Raw genomic sequence first — 17,195 nt, forward strand, 5'->3', positions numbered from 1 at the left:
TTATACTTTTTAAACACCGTCATTAATCCTTTCAAGCGATTTTCAGAGTACCTGAGCCTCACCTTTTCGTTGGGATAAAATGCCACAAAATAATTTTCTTTTTCTTTTATAGTATATTCAAAATCAATGTATAGAGGTTGTTCACCTGAAGTTAATTCGAATACTTTTTCGACCAACACCAGCTCCGGAGTAAAATTCCCTTTTTGCTTGCTTTTAAGCAAAGCTACTTTTAATTGGCTGGCATTTTCTGCCTTTACCTGGAAAGTAAGGCCCGGCATCTCCCCTGCTGTCAAAGGCAGCATTTGAGCCGTGGCAAAGCTGAGTTTTTTCCAGGGACCATTGCCTGGCAACTCCTCCAAAGCCATGGTGGAAGAAACCGAAATCCTCGCATTTTGGGCAAGCTCCTCTTTGTCTTCCAGGGGAACCCCGGGAATGTATTGTCCGGATTTGATCAGTCTTTTTTGCAGCTCGCACATGTGACCCAAATGGATGATTGCTCCTGGAAGCAGGTTTTTTTCTTTGCAAATTGCGGCCGCCATGGCCACCGCCTGGGCATTGTGTGCACAGGTAGCCATGACGCGGGTCGAACCAAATGCAACGTGGGTAGAACTGATAATTCTCCCGGTAAGAAATAAATTTTTGATATTTCTGCTGTACATGGTTCGCAAGGGAATCTGGTATACTCCCTTGGTGTGCCATTGGGTACAACCCGGCAATTCACCATAGACCCCATCCGCAGGGTGCAGGTCCAAAGCCCAACCACCAAAGGAAACCGCATCGGGAAATTGCCGTTGATTGACCAGGTCCTTTTGGGATAACATATAGTCTCCTTCAAAACGCCTGCTCTCCCTTTTGCCCGGAATGGTCCCTACCCATTCCAGGGTATGGGTAGCCATGTCTGGAAATTTACCGGAATTTTTAAGGTAGTCCCAAATGCCATAAATCACCCGCCAGAGTTCCCATTTGATGGTCTCGGATTCATGGATGGTATCTTTTCTTCCCCCGTATTCCACCCACCAAAGCCTGCAGCCATGGTCTTTCAGGTTAAAGGATTTGAACCTGGGCAAATTGGGTAAATCCTTGTTGGCATACGAAGGAGCCACAAACCGGACCGGCTTGCCTGTATCTTTGCTGTAAAAATAAAGTGAATGTCCAAGTAGTTCCCCATAACTCTTATGATCCGGAGCAAATTTTTCGTCAAATTCATCAGCAGTTTCGGCACCAATACGAAAGGCAGCTCCTGCCAGAAAAGCCATGATACCATCACCGGAAGCATCTACAAATAAAGGTGCTTTCAACTGGTATCGGGTAGAATTTTGACTGCAAAAGGCAAATGCCTGGCGGATCTCATCGGATGCTCCTTTTTCTATGTCATACAGGGCGGTATTGAGCAGCAGGCGAATGTTAGGTTCCATGCTCACCTTTTCAATCAGTATGGTATCCAGGATTAGGGGGTTTCCCTCCGGATTGCGGTAAAGGTTTTCCACCAGGATCTCGTCTATGACCCCTCCCTCTCTGGCCCAGCGGTTGTTATTGCCCATATGAGAAGTGGCCCCCAGGATCCACAACCTGATTTCTGAGGATCCATTGCCTCCCAAAACCGGCCTGTCCTGTACCAAAACAACTTCCAAACCCTGTCTTGCCGCCGTAATGGCACAACAAGTGCCTGCCATTCCGCCCCCGATAATCACCAGGTCAACCTCGGATTTTTCACATTTTAAGTTTCTCTTTTCCTGCTGGAAATCTTCTTTAATCATGAATATATTGTTCAGTTCTATTTTTTGTAAAGCTGCCAGATTTTTTTTGGGCTGACCTGACCAAGGTCCATCCCATCATCAGTATCAATGCTCCCATCGCAAACATGTAATAGCGTCCTGCTGAGGCTCCAAAACCCAATAAAAAGAGCAGGGTGCCGATACTGACAAAGGCCCAGCCCAAAACTTTGACGCCAAAATTATTTTGTTTTTCCCCTGATGTGAGCGATGCCGCCAGTTCCTTAGCCGTGGGTTTCTTCCTGTTGACGTACAACTGGTACTGCTTGCTTTCCCGGTTTCTCTTCAGGGCATAGATTTCATAGGCTCCCAGCAAGGCCAGAGGGAGGAACACACCCAGCAGCATTTCTGTGGCCCTGTCCAGGCTGAACGAAAACAACCAGGGAGATACAAATTTAAAATACAGGTTGATGAGCAAGCTTAGTCCGGTAATCATAAGAATCGATTGTCCGGTTTGTCGCCTTGAAAAAAGCCCCCAAATGGCGGGTCCATATAAAGCGCCGCCCGTCACCGCTCCAATACTCAAAACCACTTCTACTATCCCTCCGGCCAGAGGAACCATAAAAGCAACCCCAATGGTACCCAGCCCAAAAAGCAGGGTTGCTATCCTGGCAACCCGCATTAAAGCTACCTGATCCGAATCAGGGAAAATGGCATGGTAGATGTCGTTGGTAAGAACCGCAGCTGCCAGGTTTAGGGAAGTATTTACAGAACTGGCTGTGGCAAAGATCATCCCTCCCAACATCAAACCCAACATGCCAACAGGCAATACATCCATGCACATTCTGAGGTAGGCTCCCTCCGTTTCCAAACCACTTAATTCCGGATTGACCACCCTGTAAATCATTGGAGGCAACATCCAGATCAAAGGGCTGATCAGGTAAAGAAATCCAAAAAGGTAGCCTACCCTTTTCGCTGATGTGCGGTCTTTTACGGATGTATACCGCTGCACATAGGCCCAATTTCCTCCGATAAAAATCGTATTATAGCCAATAAATGCCAGGATAAACCAGGGTGTGTATTCTCCATTAAATACATGAAAAAAGGTGTCGGGCGCATCCTGGATAAACTGATTCAATCCCCCAACCTCATCCAGGGAAAGTGGTAACACAATCAGTACTGCTGCAGTAAGAATTACAAATTGCAGGACATCTGTCACCACTACTGCCCATAAACCTCCCACAGCGGTATAAATCATGATCATGGCACCCAAAAACAAAATCGAATAGTAGATATCAAAGCCAGTAACCACATTTACTATTTTGGCCACCGGATATAAAAAAGCCCCGGTATACCCCAGTGAAAGCACCAAAAAAATGAAGGTATAATACCGTTGGGTTTTTTTTCCAAACCGTTGGGTAAGATAGGCCGCCACTGTGAGGGCACCGGTCTCCTTCCATCTGCCAGCCAGGTAAGCCCCAATCAAAAATCCGCTAATGCACATGGCCATCTGAATGGTAATGGCCACTAACCCCCATTCATAGGCAATGGAGCCCCATACCACAAAAGTGCCGGCAGAAAAAAAGCTCATGAATAAAGAAAGGCCGCTGATAGACCAGGGAACTGCCCCACCTGCGGCAAAGAAAGATTTCATGTCTCCCCCTTGTTTGCCAAAAGACAAGCCTGCAATTAAAATTATGAGGGTGAAAACGATTATGGTCAGAAAATCCAGTGTTTGCATGCAATCAGTTTCGCGGAAGCGTCGGCAGGTTATAAATGTTCAATGGAGACTCAATGATATCCATAAACTCGTTCAGGTGCAGGTTATAGACTTCCCGTGGGCTGGCGTTGTTTTTCTTGGCCACAAATGCGGCATAGCCTACAGCCTCTCCCATCATGCCACAGGTCCGCATCACCCGGGTGCTGCCAAAGGCCACGTGGGTGGTGCTAATGTTTCTTCCTGCCATATACAGGTTATCTATATTCCGGCTGTACAGGCAGCGGTAAGGAATGGTATAAGGCTGCACTTTGATGTGTTTGGTAGCTGCAAAGAATTCTTCTCCTTCGAAGTACTGGGAATTCTTGGCATCCGGAAAGTGCAGGTCTATGGTCCAGGTGGCAGTTACACTGCCATCCGGATACATGACCCCATCCTGAATGTCCATCTGCGTCAATACATGATCACCCATTAACCTTCTGGATTCTCTTTTTCCACCAATAAAAGCCACCCAGGCCAATTCATGGTGGCTGTATTTTTCAGCCTTTTCGTTTTTAAGATAAGACCAGTTGCCAAATATGGCCCTCAGGTTATGGTCGCGGATCTGTTCCGCTTCATAAATGGTATTGAAATTACCAAAGCCGGTTTCCCACTGCCAATCAGCTTTGTGATCGTCTATGTGGTATTCATTTGAAAACTGTATGGCCCAGGGCGTTTCAGGGAAATCAGAAGGCTGTTCCCGCTCCAATGAGGCCCATAAATTGGAAGTGCCAAGCGTAAAATCATCCGGATTTTCAGGGGCCAGTGATTCACCCGTTTCTGACCGGCTTTCCCTTCCCATTCGGAATTCCGCTCCAGCCAGGAAGCCCAGGGTGCCGTCTCCTGTACAATCCGAAAAATACTCCCCTTCAAAGCGGTATTCCTGGTTGGTGGCAATATCTCTTCCAATGACTGCTTTGATGGTATTGCCTTCCATTTCCACATCATACACATGGGTATTCAAATGCAGGGAAATGTTGGGTTCCGCGCGTACGATTTGTAGTTTTCGCTCATCCCCGTATCGGGCTGCATCCGGATTTCCGTTTCCAGGATCGCCATTGTCCAATTCCCTGACAATCCTGCCCAGTTTGGGGTAATGGTTCTGATCCACACGGCCCATCAGGTGCACCCGTATCTCAGAACTATTGTTTCCACCCAATACCGGCCGGTTTTGGATCAAAGCTACTTTTAATCCCATACGGGCTCCGGATATGGCCGCACAGGTGCCTGCCATACCTCCTCCGACCACAACCAGGTCAAATTCACCCACGTTTTCGGGGCCGTCGCTAAGTCCCAAAAGTTCCTTCCTGACTTTCAAAAGCGCTTCGTTATCATTGATCGGAGCATCATTTTTTTCGGTTGAGAAATAAATGGCATCAAAACGACCATTAAAGCCCGAAAGGTCCTCAGCCAAGAGCTCGTTTGCTCCCTCCTTCATATTAACCTCCCCTGCATAATACCAATCCCAGTCGGCATCACCACTTTGCCCGAAAACCATGTCTATGGCTTGCTCATTGATATGAAGCTTAAAAGCTCCCGGTCCTGTGGGAAAAGGAGCCCAATCTTTGGTTCTCACCCACAGGTGGTAGGTTCCACCTTTGGAAAAATCAACGCTGGTGCGGGCATCTTCAACGGGTTGGCCCATGCCGTGAGCCATCAGGTAGGAGGAATAAAGTACATCGAATGATTGTTGGTCAATCACCCAGCCACCAATGTTTTCAAATGATTCTGCTTCCACCAACACCCTTGTTTGGGCAGTGGTAAAATGGGTAATTCCCAGCAGCAGACAACAGGTTATTGCTATTCGTTTCATGTTTTGGGTCATTTTATTGATTCTTTTATAGGTTGTTTTTCAATGCTTTTTTCACGCTCTTTTGCGGTTTTTTTTGGATTTGCAGCAGGGAAAGCAATTCCTTCTCCCAAAGGCCTTTGTCCAGATAAGCCAAGATCATTTCCTGCTGTTCTTTGCCCAGGTTTTGTTGTGTCCCTAATACGGTAAATAACTTTTTCCTTTGAGCAGGATTGCTTCTTTCCAATTGGCCCAATAGCTGGCTCTGACATTCTGAGTTCAGTTGCAGTTGACTCATTTTGTCAAGAATATGCATTTGAAGCCGGTATGGAGCTTGTTCGTAGGTTTCCCAAAGCCAAATTTGCCGGTCCTGCGGCTGAAATAGCTCATCAGGTAACTTATCAAGCAGGTGGGTAGCCAGAAAAATATTGTTTCCCCTGATGATTTCCAGCAAGGGCCTGGCAAAACGGGGATCATTTTCTGCTCCCATTTCCTGAATCTTGTCCAGGGCCCAGTACTGGTAAGGATGATGGCCGCTTTCTAAGAACCGGACTAAAGTCTCGTCGGTATAATGCTTGAGGGTATGCGTCTTGGTTCTTTCTGAAAGGGAGCCATGCGCCAATTGCCACAGGGTATAACAGGAATATACCGCTCCTGGGATTACTTCATTTTGAATGGTCTTGGAGGTAGCCCCCGTAACGGCATCCACCCCATTGGATTCAGCTGTGGTTGTGCTCACCACTAAATCCGAAATGGAATAATCTCCCAGGATGGAATTCTTATTACTAAGAATGGCTTCCAATTTGTCATAATCTTTCTCTTCAAAAGGAATATGGTCCAACTTGGTCAGGATCTCTCCTTCCGGCATCTCAAATTGCTGAAAATTACCCAGCAGGTCCCAATAAAAATTGATGTATACCGGGTAACATTTGTCTGTATGGCATACCGGGGTAAAAATTTCCGCCATGTATTGCATGTCCTTCCCTTCCGCATCTTCCAATACAAAGAGCTCATAACGGATAGAATCGGTTTCTACCTCCTCAATTAGACGCCTGTTTTCCACCTGACCCTGATGCGGGTCTTGTATGCCCGAAGCCAAACCGATCAACACGATTAGACTATAGGTCAATATTTTTAAACCAGGTTCAAACATTTGTATTTAATAATATATCAGTGCATTTATTCATAGGTAAATATAGCTGTAGCTGTACAATCATCCTTGGCCACCAGGCGAACCCACCTGGCCTCCATCTGGTCCGGAAAAGTTTCCTGATGGGTTTCACCGGGGGCAACTGTAACCTGTTTCCAGTCCATCCAGGGACCATGGCCTACAGGTTCAAATTGAATGGTAAAGGTAACTTCCTCGCTCGCATCATGCTGAAGTTCCAATTTCCTTTGGTCATAAAACGCAAACAAATAGGGATCAGAGGGTATGCCGGCACCCACAGCAGTATTGGCCCAGGGCCCTCCCTTTCCTACTGGTTTGCCCAGTTTCCACAGGTCATCGATCACCCCAGCCCAGACCGCAAGTTCTCCATCTTCCGAAAGGATGATGTGTTCATTTCCATCTGCAGCCTGCGGATCCACTCCGCTCAGTAGTAACATGCCCCTGTAGGAAGCGTAATCATTGATGCGCAGGTTATGGGAAGCTACGGGCCTTATCTTGGCAAATCCGTCGGCATTTTCAGCCGGCAATTCGTAGAAAGTACCATGGCAGTTGAAAAGGTCTCTTTCGGTAGCCACCTCCCTGGCAATTCTAAGTTTTCCATTAACTGAGGGCTCCGTGAAGGCATCTTTTCCTTTGGGAAGCCTCCACCTTCTGCCCTGATCATCTTGTATCAATACGGAGGCTTCATCTACCTCAAAAACCTTTTCCGGAATGGCAAATCCTTCATTGATAAAAGACTCGGTTTCAGGGTCATCCACTTTAACCAGCTGCAGCTTTTCATCCATTTCATAATAACCGGCATTCTCGACGCTTTCTCCCTGGTAACGTTTGGCGGCAATTCCCAGTTTCCTTCTGTTATCTCCCAAACCATATAACAATCCACCTGTATAATCATCTTCCTGAATGGGGTGGATACCCTGGAAAATATCTTTTTGATAAGCAGATCGCTGCTCGGGATTGGAAAAAGACAAATGGACAGTGGCCCTTGTTGCACCATCACATTTCACCCGGATCCATTCTCCTTTAGTGTCCTGATCGAAGGAAAGCCAGCTACTTTCATTTCCGGCGAGGGAAAACTGTTCCAGCAGCTCCCAATTACCGGTACCATCTGTATCAATTTCAAGAGAGAAATTTACTTTCTTTTCACCCTGGTTTTGCAGCCATACATTTTTCTCTTGCCAACCGGAAAACAGCATGGGTTCTGAGGGTTCATTGGGCGCTACCTGCTCATCCAACCACAGGGCACCACTGGCAGTGACAGGGCCAAGCTTATCCGGCATGTCCATATTGGTAAACCAGAGGTTGGAATTGGACTGCCCCGGTCCTTCGATATTTCCTTTTGCACTTCGCTTGTTAAGGAATTCCCGCTGAGCAGAATCATCGCAGCCAAAAACCAATCCATCTTGCCAGCGGGTAAAATCACCGATGACTTTCAGGTAAGCAGAGCGGGGCCGGATACCGGCAGTTTGTCCCTTTTGGAACGATTCGGGAAACTTCCAAAACATGCCATGCATGGTCATCAGATAATCCGGCGCTTCCTCCGTGCCCACATCCCGGATGCGGGGCCATTCGGTATTCCAGCCGTGGGCACCGTCGTAACTGTGGCTGGCTTTGGGCAAGCGGTAAAAGTCCCAACCATTAACCGCATCACGTACACCCAATAGTACAGATTTGTGGTCCCAGCCAGTGGCCCAGATGGGATCGGTTTCGGGATTAGGATTGCCATAAATACCACCGGGGCCTGTAACTTCCACAAATTGGTTTCTTCTGACCAGATGCCATTCTTCGCCATCCCACTCATAAAGGGCTCCTGCTTCTATGGAAAAATCCTTCAGTGCTTCCTGTCCCGTTTCTCCATTATTGGAATAAACCAATACCCCTTGTCCGGAATAGAGTCCCTTCCCGTGGGCTCCCAACAATAATCCCGCTTCCTGTGCCATTTCTCCTTCTTTGCGGGTAACATTCCCATCCACGTGTAAGGTATTGGTTACCAGGGTATGCACATCCACTTCATAGAAGCCCTCTTCCATGGTGCCATAATAGATCTTATTGGCCGGATCGGTCAGGTGCCTGGCATTTCCCGTATGTCTTCCGGGCATGGTTTCATAAGAAATGGTCCGAACGGCTCCTGCCTTATCAATGGCATAGGGACCAATAAACAATTGCTCGCTTTCCTTGTGAATCATCCGATTGGCAGGGGTACCACCGATACTTTCTTCACGGGTGGTGAAGGACAAGTCCGGGTTAATTTCATAAAGTTTATCTGATGAGCCAAAAGGAAAGTGCGGTCCGTAAGTGACCACCCAGAGTTTATCGGCCCAGGGCACCACAGCACCTGTACCGCACTCCCCTTCCTCATTATAATAGGCCAGGTGCGGATAAATCCCGCTGATGGAGGGGTACATTTCTTCCTCCAATGTAGACATTTCAGGCCCATTACACCCAACAGAAATCAGGCATAAAAGAACAATAAAGGATATCCATTTTTTCATTATCATCTCTATTTCAAATTAGGAAACAATTGTTTTTTAAACTATTTATTTAATATTTTTTTATGTGTCTGTAAAATTTCCTGGGCTTTCTCAATGATCCCGCTATGTCTTCCACTTTTCGCCAAATTATGCATTTCATCCGGATCTGCCTGCTGATCATATAATTCAATATGATTTATTGTATTCAAAAAATCATTATCATACGTTTCTATGTACCTGTAATTTCTTGTAATAACTGTTAAATTGGGTTTGGCTCCTCCGTAAGTACCTAACCCTTCATACACGAATCCATCACGCCAATCCATTCTTTCCGCTGCCAATAAGGGTACTATACTCGTACCGTGAATTGATGAAGGCATTTCCACTCCGGCCAATTCAAGGATAGTTGGTGCCATATCGATATTCAAAACCAATTCCTCGCAGACTCCAGGAGACAGCCCAGGTCCAAGCACAAAAAATGGCACCCGGGTTGATGGCCGGTAAGGTAACACTTTACTGGTAAAACCATGCTCTCCCAGCATCCAGCCATTATCACTCATAAAAAATATATACGTGTTCTCACGGAATCCAAGCCTGTCAATGGTATTAAAGAGCTGTGACAAAAAAGTATCCATCTCGGTAATTACTGCATAATAATCTCTGGTATGGTCCTGAATGGCATCCACCTCCGGATACCCATATTTTTTGGCCTGGGTCAAATTCCTAACGTTGCGCAGGTAATCCGGCTTATCGGACAAGTCGTCCAACCGGCTATTGGCAACTGGCATATTATCCGTTTCATATAAGGCTTTTGTTTCTTCTCTGGCATCCCAAACCAGTTCCCCATTCATGTGGGGCAATTGGGTGTTGTGAAAAAGGAAAAATGGCTTTCCACTTTCCTTTGCCTCTTTTAGAAAGTCAACAGAGCGATTTGCACAATATTGGTCACAGTGAATTTCCGGCCTCAGGGAATTTCCCTCATCATAAATCAACCTGTTATAATAATCACCATTTCCTGTAAAGAATACTGAAAAATCAAAGCCTGTTTCCGCAGGTTTTTTGCCAAGATGCCATTTGCCGACCATACCCGTTAGATAACCCGCTTCCTTCAAGTACTGGGCAACCGTCTTTTCTCCCGGGTTTAAATCACTGCCCAACTCAAGAACTCCATTGGCACTTCCATACCTGCCGGTGAGTAATGCGGCACGGCTGGGACTACATAAGGCAAAAACTACATTGGCATTCGTGAATTGAAGCCCTTGAGCAGCCATATTATCCAGTGTCGGTGTATTTATTATGGGATTGCCATTGGTACCCATTGCATCAAAACGCTGGTCGTCCGTATAAATGAATATAAAGTTAGGTTTCTTTTCACCATGTTCAGCATGTTGAAAACCCAAAGCTATGGTACCGAAATAAAAAAAAAGAGATAAGGCCAATAAGCTTTTCATATTCATTTGAAATTAATAAATCGCCAACGGGAAAGAGCCAGCTACCCTGAAGGTTAGCTCAGGTATTTCCCGACCAAAACTATATGGATTGCAACACCCTATAATAAAAATCATAGTATTACCAAGCAGGTTTTTCATTATAGCAGGTTTTCGGGAGTATATAAATTCTCCCATTCTGTCAAACAAATGACCTGAATGGGAGAACTATCATTTAACCTATTTATAATCAATATCCGGGATTTTGATCCAAATTGGCATTGATCAATATTTCCTTGGAGGGGATGGGCCACAGGTATTGCTTGGGAGCTTCAAACCTTCTGATGGCCAGCCTTTTTACCAATCCGGCTTCGAACATGGGGGATAGGTCAGCCACTCCGTCTTCATCAATCTCAGGAGTCATGGGGAAGAACCAAAGGTCCTGGTCCACCACTTTCTCTTTCAGTTCAGCTACATCCAGCATGCCATAAATATCCCTGTTCAATACTTTCTCTGCTATCTCCCATCGAATAATATCACTGTAACGGATCCCTTCAAAGCCAAATTCCATTCTTCTTTCGGTGCGCAACAGCGTTCGAAGAGCGGCCTGGTCTGTGGTAGTTATGGCGGGATATTCCCCTGTCTGCGTGGGATCCACACCGTATGCCCTTGCACGGACGGCATTCATCGCATCATGCACGCCTGGTTCGATTTCTCCCAATTCTATTTTGGCTTCCGCATACATCAACAATACATCTGCATAGCGCATCAGGATTTCATCGTTTTCTGCCTGGAAATTCGGGAGCCATTCCTCATTAACCCCCTTTTTTCTTAGCAAGCCATTAAAAGAAGCGAAGGGTGCTACAGATCGCGTATCATTGTTTGTCTGCATGCTACCGGTACTGAAATTCATCACCATGGTAGAATCAGGATGAGGCTGATAGGTGAAATCAAGATGCCGGGTCCCAAAGGGAACAATGGTGGCCGCACAGCGGGGATCTCTGTTGTTAAATGGATTTTGAGGGTCATAAAGGGGCGACTCATCAATAGGCAATCCATCCGTGCATAAATAGGCATGAAACAAATCCCATGATGGCGCCTCGGCACCTCCCCATCCGCCTCTGTTCCTGGGAAGGTAGTTCCTTACTCCCCAGGTCACATTCAAAGCCCTGGATCTTGGCATGGCAAAAATGACTTCAGAAGGGTTCCTTGTGCCAGTCAGAAACAATTCAGAATAATCCGGGTAAAGTTCATAGATACCCAAATCCATACAAGCCTTCGCAGCATCCCTGGCAATGCCAAAATCTCCCATTTGCAGGGCAAACCTGGCTTTCATGGCATATGCAGCTCCCTTGGTAGCCAATTTGTTTTCTGAAGACCCATAAGTCTCAGGCAATAGTGCTGCAGCCCTGTCGAAGTCCTCATATACAGCCTCTTTTACTGTATTTTTATCGGTCCTTGACATGGTAAAAGCTTCTTCCAGATCAAGAATCGTAGTAGAATAAACCACATCTCCATACAAGAAAACCAGCTCCCCGTATTTGGCTGCCCGCACAAAATGGGCGTTCCCGGCAAACTTATCCAGGGTTTGCTGAGGAACCGTATTGGCTATCTTATCCAGGTTTAAAAGAAGGGTATTGGACCTGGCAATCACTTTGTAAGTATTGCTCCAGATGTTGTTTACCGTCCCCCATTCTCCATTGATAGTGGCATTTGTAATTGGTGTCAATGCCTCCCTGTTGGTGTAATCATCCGTCCAGGAATCACTATACCCCGGCCAGAATACTCCCCTAAACAGGTCATTGACGGACATTTCTACTTCTGTTTCATTGGAATACCAGGCCTCGCTTGATCCTTCCGAAAGCGGGTTCAGGTCCAGGTCAGCACAGGATACCGCTCCAAATAATACTCCGCTATATATAATCGATTTTAATTTCATGGCTAACTTGATTTAAAATTGTACAGAAACACCCATTAAAAAGGAAGTGGTTATCGGATATCCACTGGCAGAAACCTCAGGGTCCCATCCAGGAGGATAATTATTGACCGTCCAAATATCAGATGCATTGGTGTATACCCGGATGTTTTGCATACCCAACCTTTCCACCACAGGCCTTGGTAAGGTATATCCCAGGGAAATGTTCTTCAGCCTGAAATAGGCCCCGTTGATCAACCAAAAATCTGACATGGCAAAGTTGTTGCCCTCACTGTTTCGGGAAAGCCTGGGGTAACTTACTTCCTGATTTTCCTGATCGGTATTGTAGGTACTCCAAAATTCCCCATCCAGGATTTCAGGCACATGGCCCCAATTTTCCATAATGGGCTGCACCATCAGGCCCGAAAGACGTGAATTTTGCCTGCCTACCCCTTGTATCACCAGACCAAAATCAAAGTTTTTATAATCTAACTGGATATTGCCACCGTAAAGGAACCTGGGCATACTTCCTCCCAATAGCACCCGGTCATACTCAGGAGAAATCCTTCCATCGGGTTCACCATTTGGTCCACTGATATCCCGGTATTTCACATCCCCGGGTTTCACATTGGCATTCATTACTGCAGAATTATTTACTTCTTCCTGACTTTGGAACAAGCCCTCGGAAACATATCCATACCATTCATCAAACGCGGAACCTTCCATACGTACCTGGTTGCCGAGGAATTGAATACCTCCAAGATCTCCCATTACTGAACGAAAGTCGGAGAGGTTAAAACTGACCGAATAGCTCAATTCATTGATATCATCGGCCCAGCCCATATCAAGCTCCCAACCTTCGGTATACATCTCACCGGTATTTTGTTCCGGGTTATCAAAGCCAATGTAATCTGGGATTTCCAATGGCAGTAACATATCCCTGGTTGTCTTTTTAAAATATTCTCCCGAAAACCTCAACCGGTAATTCAGGAAATTGGCATCCACACCAATATTGTAGGAGGAGGTTTTCTCCCAGGAAATGTCAGGAATCGCATATTGCCATTGAGCGGCCGATTGAGAAGACACCACATTGGATCCCTGATGGAAGAGAACATTGCTAAAACCAATGGTGGATTGGTAAGGGTAATTTCCTATCCGTTCATTGCCCAGGGTACCATAAGAACCCCTGAGTTTAAGGAAAGAAATGGCATTGACATCCTGTAAGAAATTTTCTTTTGACAATACCCACCCTGCGGAAAAGGAAGGAAATGAGCCCCAGCGGTAATCCTGGGCAAAACGGGAAGAGGCATCATATCGAATATTTCCCTGAAGAAAATACTTTTCTTCAAAATTATAGGAAACCCTTCCAAACCAGGAATTATAAGCATTTTCAAAGGCACTACCACTGTTTCCCCGAAATTCCAGGGGCCCAAGGTTCAGGTAGGGATAATTGTCCAGTAAAAACTGATCCCTGGAGGCACTCAGGTTTTCATAAAAAGCCTGGAAACTTTCATTCCCTCCCATTAAACTCAGAGCATGTTTTCCGATTACCTTGTCGTAATTGACCAGCAACTGGGTTGTCAAATTGTAATTGTCATTTCGCGATTCGCTCAGGTTGGTAGAATTGGCCCATTGCAAAGTCCCCAATGTAGCTGCGGGATCATCCCAGGCGGTGTAAGTAACCCTTTTTTGAAAGTTCTTTCCTTTATTAAAGCCAAAGTTGGGAGAAGCAATGGCCGAAATTTTCAATCCATCCATAACCTCATAGTTAAGACCCAGCCTACCGCCAACCTGGTTTTCCCAGTTTTGCCGGAATCCACCATATTTTAATTGGCCATAAATATTAGCTCCTGTTTTGCCTTCTGCCACCCTGCCGTCCTGCCATTCTGCAGCATATACCGGAGCGGAAATATTCATATAGTAAATAGGGTCAATGCTGGGTTGGTTCAGGATTTCTCTTCTAAGAAAAATATCAGCTGTAAAACCCAATTTTTTGGTGATGTTCCCATCGGTATTTACCCGGGCGGTAACTCTTTCAAAAGTCCTTCCCTCATATAGAGCGTCGAATTTATCATAAACGATGGATGCCTTGGTACGAATGGCCTCACTTCCTCCGGAAATATCCAGGGCATGCCTTTGTCTTGGGGCATTGCTTTTTAAAATCAAGCCAACCCAGTCCGTATTGGGATACAAATCAGGATTGGAGGCGTTCAATTCCATGTAATTTTCTACCATTTCCTGTGGGTACAAGGGATATTCATTGCCATCATTTCCATTGTCATTCCAGCGCAATTCATTGACAATTTCCATGTAACGGGTGACATCCACATAATCTGGAATTCTTGTAGGTACTTCAGTGCCATATTCGAAATTATAATTCAGGCTTAGCTCTCCCTTTTTGGCCCGCTTGGTGGTGACCAGGATAACACCGGCAGCTGCCCGTGAGCCATATATGGAAGCCGATGCCGCATCCTTCAGGACGGAGATATTTTCTATATCATTGGGATTGATATGGTCAATGCTGTTTACAGGCACTCCATCCATGATGATCAGGGGATTGCTGTCCCCAATGGTGGTCACACCACGAATACGGATATTGGCCGAAGAACCTGGGGCATTGTTGTTTCTGGTGACCATAACTCCAGCCACCTGACCCTGGAGAGCCTGGGAAACATTAGGGGTTCGCCTGTTGGCCAACTCCCTTCCACCAATGGTGGATACAGCTCCGGTAAGATCGCTTTTCTTTTGGGTTCCGTAACCTACCACCACTACCTCTCCCAATTCTGACATATCAGGTTCCAGGTTTACGTCTATTACCTGCCTGTTATTTAGCGGTACTTCCTGAGTAATATATCCGAGAAAAGAAAACACCAGGGTGGCATCCTGGCTGGGTACGTTGATTTGGTATTCTCCATCTATATCGGTGACGGTCCCCGTACTGGTGCCTTTTACCAGTATGCTGGCTCCCGGCAGTGGTTGTTCGGATTCATCCAATACAGTACCACTTACCTGGACCGATTGTCCAAATGTCAGGCCTGCTCCTCCCAAACAGAGTAGCCAAAGCCATAGAAGTAATTTTGTTTTCATTTTTTGGTTGATTTTAGGTAAGACAATTTTATTAATTAAATTATTAGTTTTTTAAAATATTATTCTAATTTAATACGGTTTTAAGGAATAAAAAAGCTATAATTCAATATTTATAAATTTTTTATATTGTAAACGTTATCGAAAACGTTTACATTTAACAATTAGTCAAAAAGTAGGTCCTTTTATTGTTAACTTGCAATTATCCATCTATTGGCTTTCGCTTTCAAGTAGTACCTGTACTTTCGGGAGCTGTTTACGGAGATTTTGACCTTTATTATTTATTCATCCGAATGAAAAAACCAACTACCATAAAAGACATTGCCGAAAAACTCCAGGTTTCCATTGCCACTGTTTCCAGAGCTTTGAGAGGTTCCACTGAAATTAAAAAAGAGACCAAAGCAGCTGTATTGGCTATGGCCAAATCGATGGACTACCACCCCAACCTGCTGGCCAGTAGCCTGAGCAGTAAAAAATCCAAAATCATCGGCGTGGTCGTTCCCACCATCAACCGTTACTTCTGGTCCAATTCCATCGCCGGTATAGAAAATTTGGCCTATCAGGAAGGCTATAAGGTGATGATATTTCAATCCGGTGAATCCTTTAACAAGGAGGTGGAAATTGTAGAAACCCTGGCCAACAGTAAGGTAGATGGCATTATCATCGCCTTTTCGAAAGAGACCTGGACTTTTGATCATGTGCAACATGTAATCGATAGGGATGTGCCCGTAGTACTATATGAAAGGGCCTGTGCCAATCTGGGAACCTCAAAAATCAAGACAGATGATACAAACGGAGCCTTTATTTTAACCAACCATTTGTTAGCAAGAGGAAGAAAAAATATCGGCTATATCGGAGGCCCGCTTGCCCTGGGTGTTTGCCAGGACAGACTGGAGGGTTATCAAATGGCCCTGCATGCAGCCGGTATACCCCTAAAGCAGCATTTAATCATTACCCTGGAAGATTTTACCTTTGATCTGGCAGGAGACGCCATGCAGCAATTATGGGCGGGTACCGACCGGCCGGATGGGCTCATTTGTTTTGCCGATATCCTGGCCATAGGAGCCATGCATGCCGCCCACCAATTGGGCATTCCGGTTCCGGAGCATTTGTCCATTGCCGGTTTTGGGAATGATGAAACAAGCCGGTTTATCAGTCCCCCCATCACCACCATGGCGCAACCTTCCTTTGAAATGGGTGAAATGGCTGCCCGGGTACTGCTGGAAGAGATCGCCTGCTCAGGGGAAGCCCATGAGAAAAAACATGAGGTCATCAAGTCCAGGCTGATCGTCCGGGAAAGTACCTGATTTTTTTATTGCTTGAGTAAACCCGTTGCGTATTTATTGCATTTTTGGTTCCCAGGTCCGTAAATCCTAACGTACCCAAATCCCCCTTTCTCTTATGGTTTAAGCAAGTGAATGGATGTAATTTTTTCGCACATGTCCGGGGATTGCAAATCCCGAGGAGCTGCGCTGTTTGCCATTTGCAATTTAGATAACCAGGATTCCCCATGCTGTTTACGCACACACTAAACCACCACAACCCCCAGTGCCGTAGGCACGACCGATATTTGACGGGGACGTAGATGAGATCCGTACCTACGGCACTTTAGCTTCAGGGATCGGCCTGTACCCATGGGCTGAACCCCATGGTTATTAGATCGTCCGCTCCTAACGGAGCTTTTCACTGATGGCCAAAAGGATTCACACAGTTTTTTTGGCAGATGAAAATGGAATTTGTCGTTGGTGGCAAAGTACAAATCCGGTTGTAAAAATTGTAAATCAAAAAAGTAAACAAAAAACCCAGATTGAACGAAATGAGGCTGTCCGAAAAGTCGGGCAGCCTCTAATTTAGTTGTTTTTTTTCTCCAAAA

At 45.7% G+C, this 17,195-nt stretch carries 9 protein-coding genes; 1 reads left to right on the forward strand and 8 read right to left on the reverse strand.

The genetic code is table 11. From position 1 onward, the window contains the following. The 8 genes from HUJ21_RS07525 to HUJ21_RS07560 form a co-directional block, all read right to left on the reverse strand. A partial coding sequence (locus HUJ21_RS07525) for an FAD-dependent oxidoreductase (RefSeq protein ID WP_291368387.1) occupies positions 1–1,757 on the reverse strand: 1,757 nt, incomplete at its 3' end. Further along, positions 1,750–3,453, reverse strand: coding sequence for a sodium:solute symporter family protein (locus HUJ21_RS07530; protein WP_291368389.1), 1,704 nt, complete (start codon positions 3,451–3,453; stop codon positions 1,750–1,752). The genes HUJ21_RS07530 and HUJ21_RS07525, both read right to left, overlap by 8 nt. Before the next feature lie 4 nt (positions 3,454–3,457). Then, positions 3,458–5,281, reverse strand: a complete 1,824-nt coding sequence (locus tag HUJ21_RS07535; protein WP_291368391.1) for an FAD-dependent oxidoreductase — start codon at positions 5,279–5,281, stop codon at positions 3,458–3,460. Positions 5,282–5,306: 25 nt separating this feature from the next. Continuing rightward, entirely contained in the window at positions 5,307–6,410 is a 1,104-nt protein-coding gene (locus HUJ21_RS07540; protein ID WP_291368393.1) for a hypothetical protein, read from the reverse strand. A 26-nt stretch (positions 6,411–6,436) separates the two neighbouring features. Continuing rightward, positions 6,437–8,917, reverse strand: a complete 2,481-nt coding sequence (locus HUJ21_RS07545; protein WP_291368395.1) for a hypothetical protein — start codon at positions 8,915–8,917, stop codon at positions 6,437–6,439. A gap of 41 nt (positions 8,918–8,958) precedes the next feature. Beyond that, positions 8,959–10,347, reverse strand: coding sequence for a sulfatase-like hydrolase/transferase (locus HUJ21_RS07550; protein ID WP_291368397.1), 1,389 nt, complete (start codon positions 10,345–10,347; stop codon positions 8,959–8,961). A 226-nt stretch (positions 10,348–10,573) separates the two neighbouring features. Next, the gene (locus HUJ21_RS07555) at positions 10,574–12,262 is read right to left on the reverse strand and encodes a RagB/SusD family nutrient uptake outer membrane protein (protein ID WP_291368399.1); all 1,689 of its coding nucleotides are present in this window, start codon (positions 12,260–12,262) and stop codon (positions 10,574–10,576) included. A 12-nt stretch (positions 12,263–12,274) separates the two neighbouring features. Next, complete coding sequence (locus tag HUJ21_RS07560) at positions 12,275–15,325, reverse strand: TonB-dependent receptor (RefSeq protein ID WP_291368401.1); 3,051 nt, start codon at positions 15,323–15,325, stop codon at positions 12,275–12,277. Positions 15,326–15,615: 290 nt separating this feature from the next. Here HUJ21_RS07560 and HUJ21_RS07565 point away from each other — a divergent pair, with 290 nt between their 5' ends. Continuing rightward, positions 15,616–16,629 carry a LacI family DNA-binding transcriptional regulator gene (locus tag HUJ21_RS07565; protein WP_291368403.1) on the forward strand — a complete coding sequence of 338 codons (1,014 nt, stop codon included), beginning with the start codon at positions 15,616–15,618 and terminating at the stop codon, positions 16,627–16,629. Positions 16,630–17,195: the final 566 nt, after the last annotated feature.

It is taken from the genome of Cyclobacterium sp., assembly GCF_014762705.1.
Taxonomy (GTDB): Bacteria; Bacteroidota; Bacteroidia; order Cytophagales; family Cyclobacteriaceae; genus Cyclobacterium.

What these genes read in the sequence shown, in the direction of transcription:
- HUJ21_RS07540 (WP_291368393.1), bottom strand. Translation starts at nt 6,410, where the DNA reads ATGTTTGAACCTGGTTTAAAAATATTGACCTATAGTCTAATCGTGTTG.
- HUJ21_RS07535 (WP_291368391.1), bottom strand. Translation starts at nt 5,281, where the DNA reads ATGAAACGAATAGCAATAACCTGTTGTCTGCTGCTGGGAATTACCCAT.
- HUJ21_RS07565 (WP_291368403.1), top strand. Translation starts at nt 15,616, where the DNA reads ATGAAAAAACCAACTACCATAAAAGACATTGCCGAAAAACTCCAGGTT.
- HUJ21_RS07545 (WP_291368395.1), bottom strand. Translation starts at nt 8,917, where the DNA reads ATGAAAAAATGGATATCCTTTATTGTTCTTTTATGCCTGATTTCTGTT.
- HUJ21_RS07555 (WP_291368399.1), bottom strand. Translation starts at nt 12,262, where the DNA reads ATGAAATTAAAATCGATTATATATAGCGGAGTATTATTTGGAGCGGTA.
- HUJ21_RS07530 (WP_291368389.1), bottom strand. Translation starts at nt 3,453, where the DNA reads ATGCAAACACTGGATTTTCTGACCATAATCGTTTTCACCCTCATAATT.
- HUJ21_RS07560 (WP_291368401.1), bottom strand. Translation starts at nt 15,325, where the DNA reads ATGAAAACAAAATTACTTCTATGGCTTTGGCTACTCTGTTTGGGAGGA.
- HUJ21_RS07550 (WP_291368397.1), bottom strand. Translation starts at nt 10,347, where the DNA reads ATGAAAAGCTTATTGGCCTTATCTCTTTTTTTTTATTTCGGTACCATA.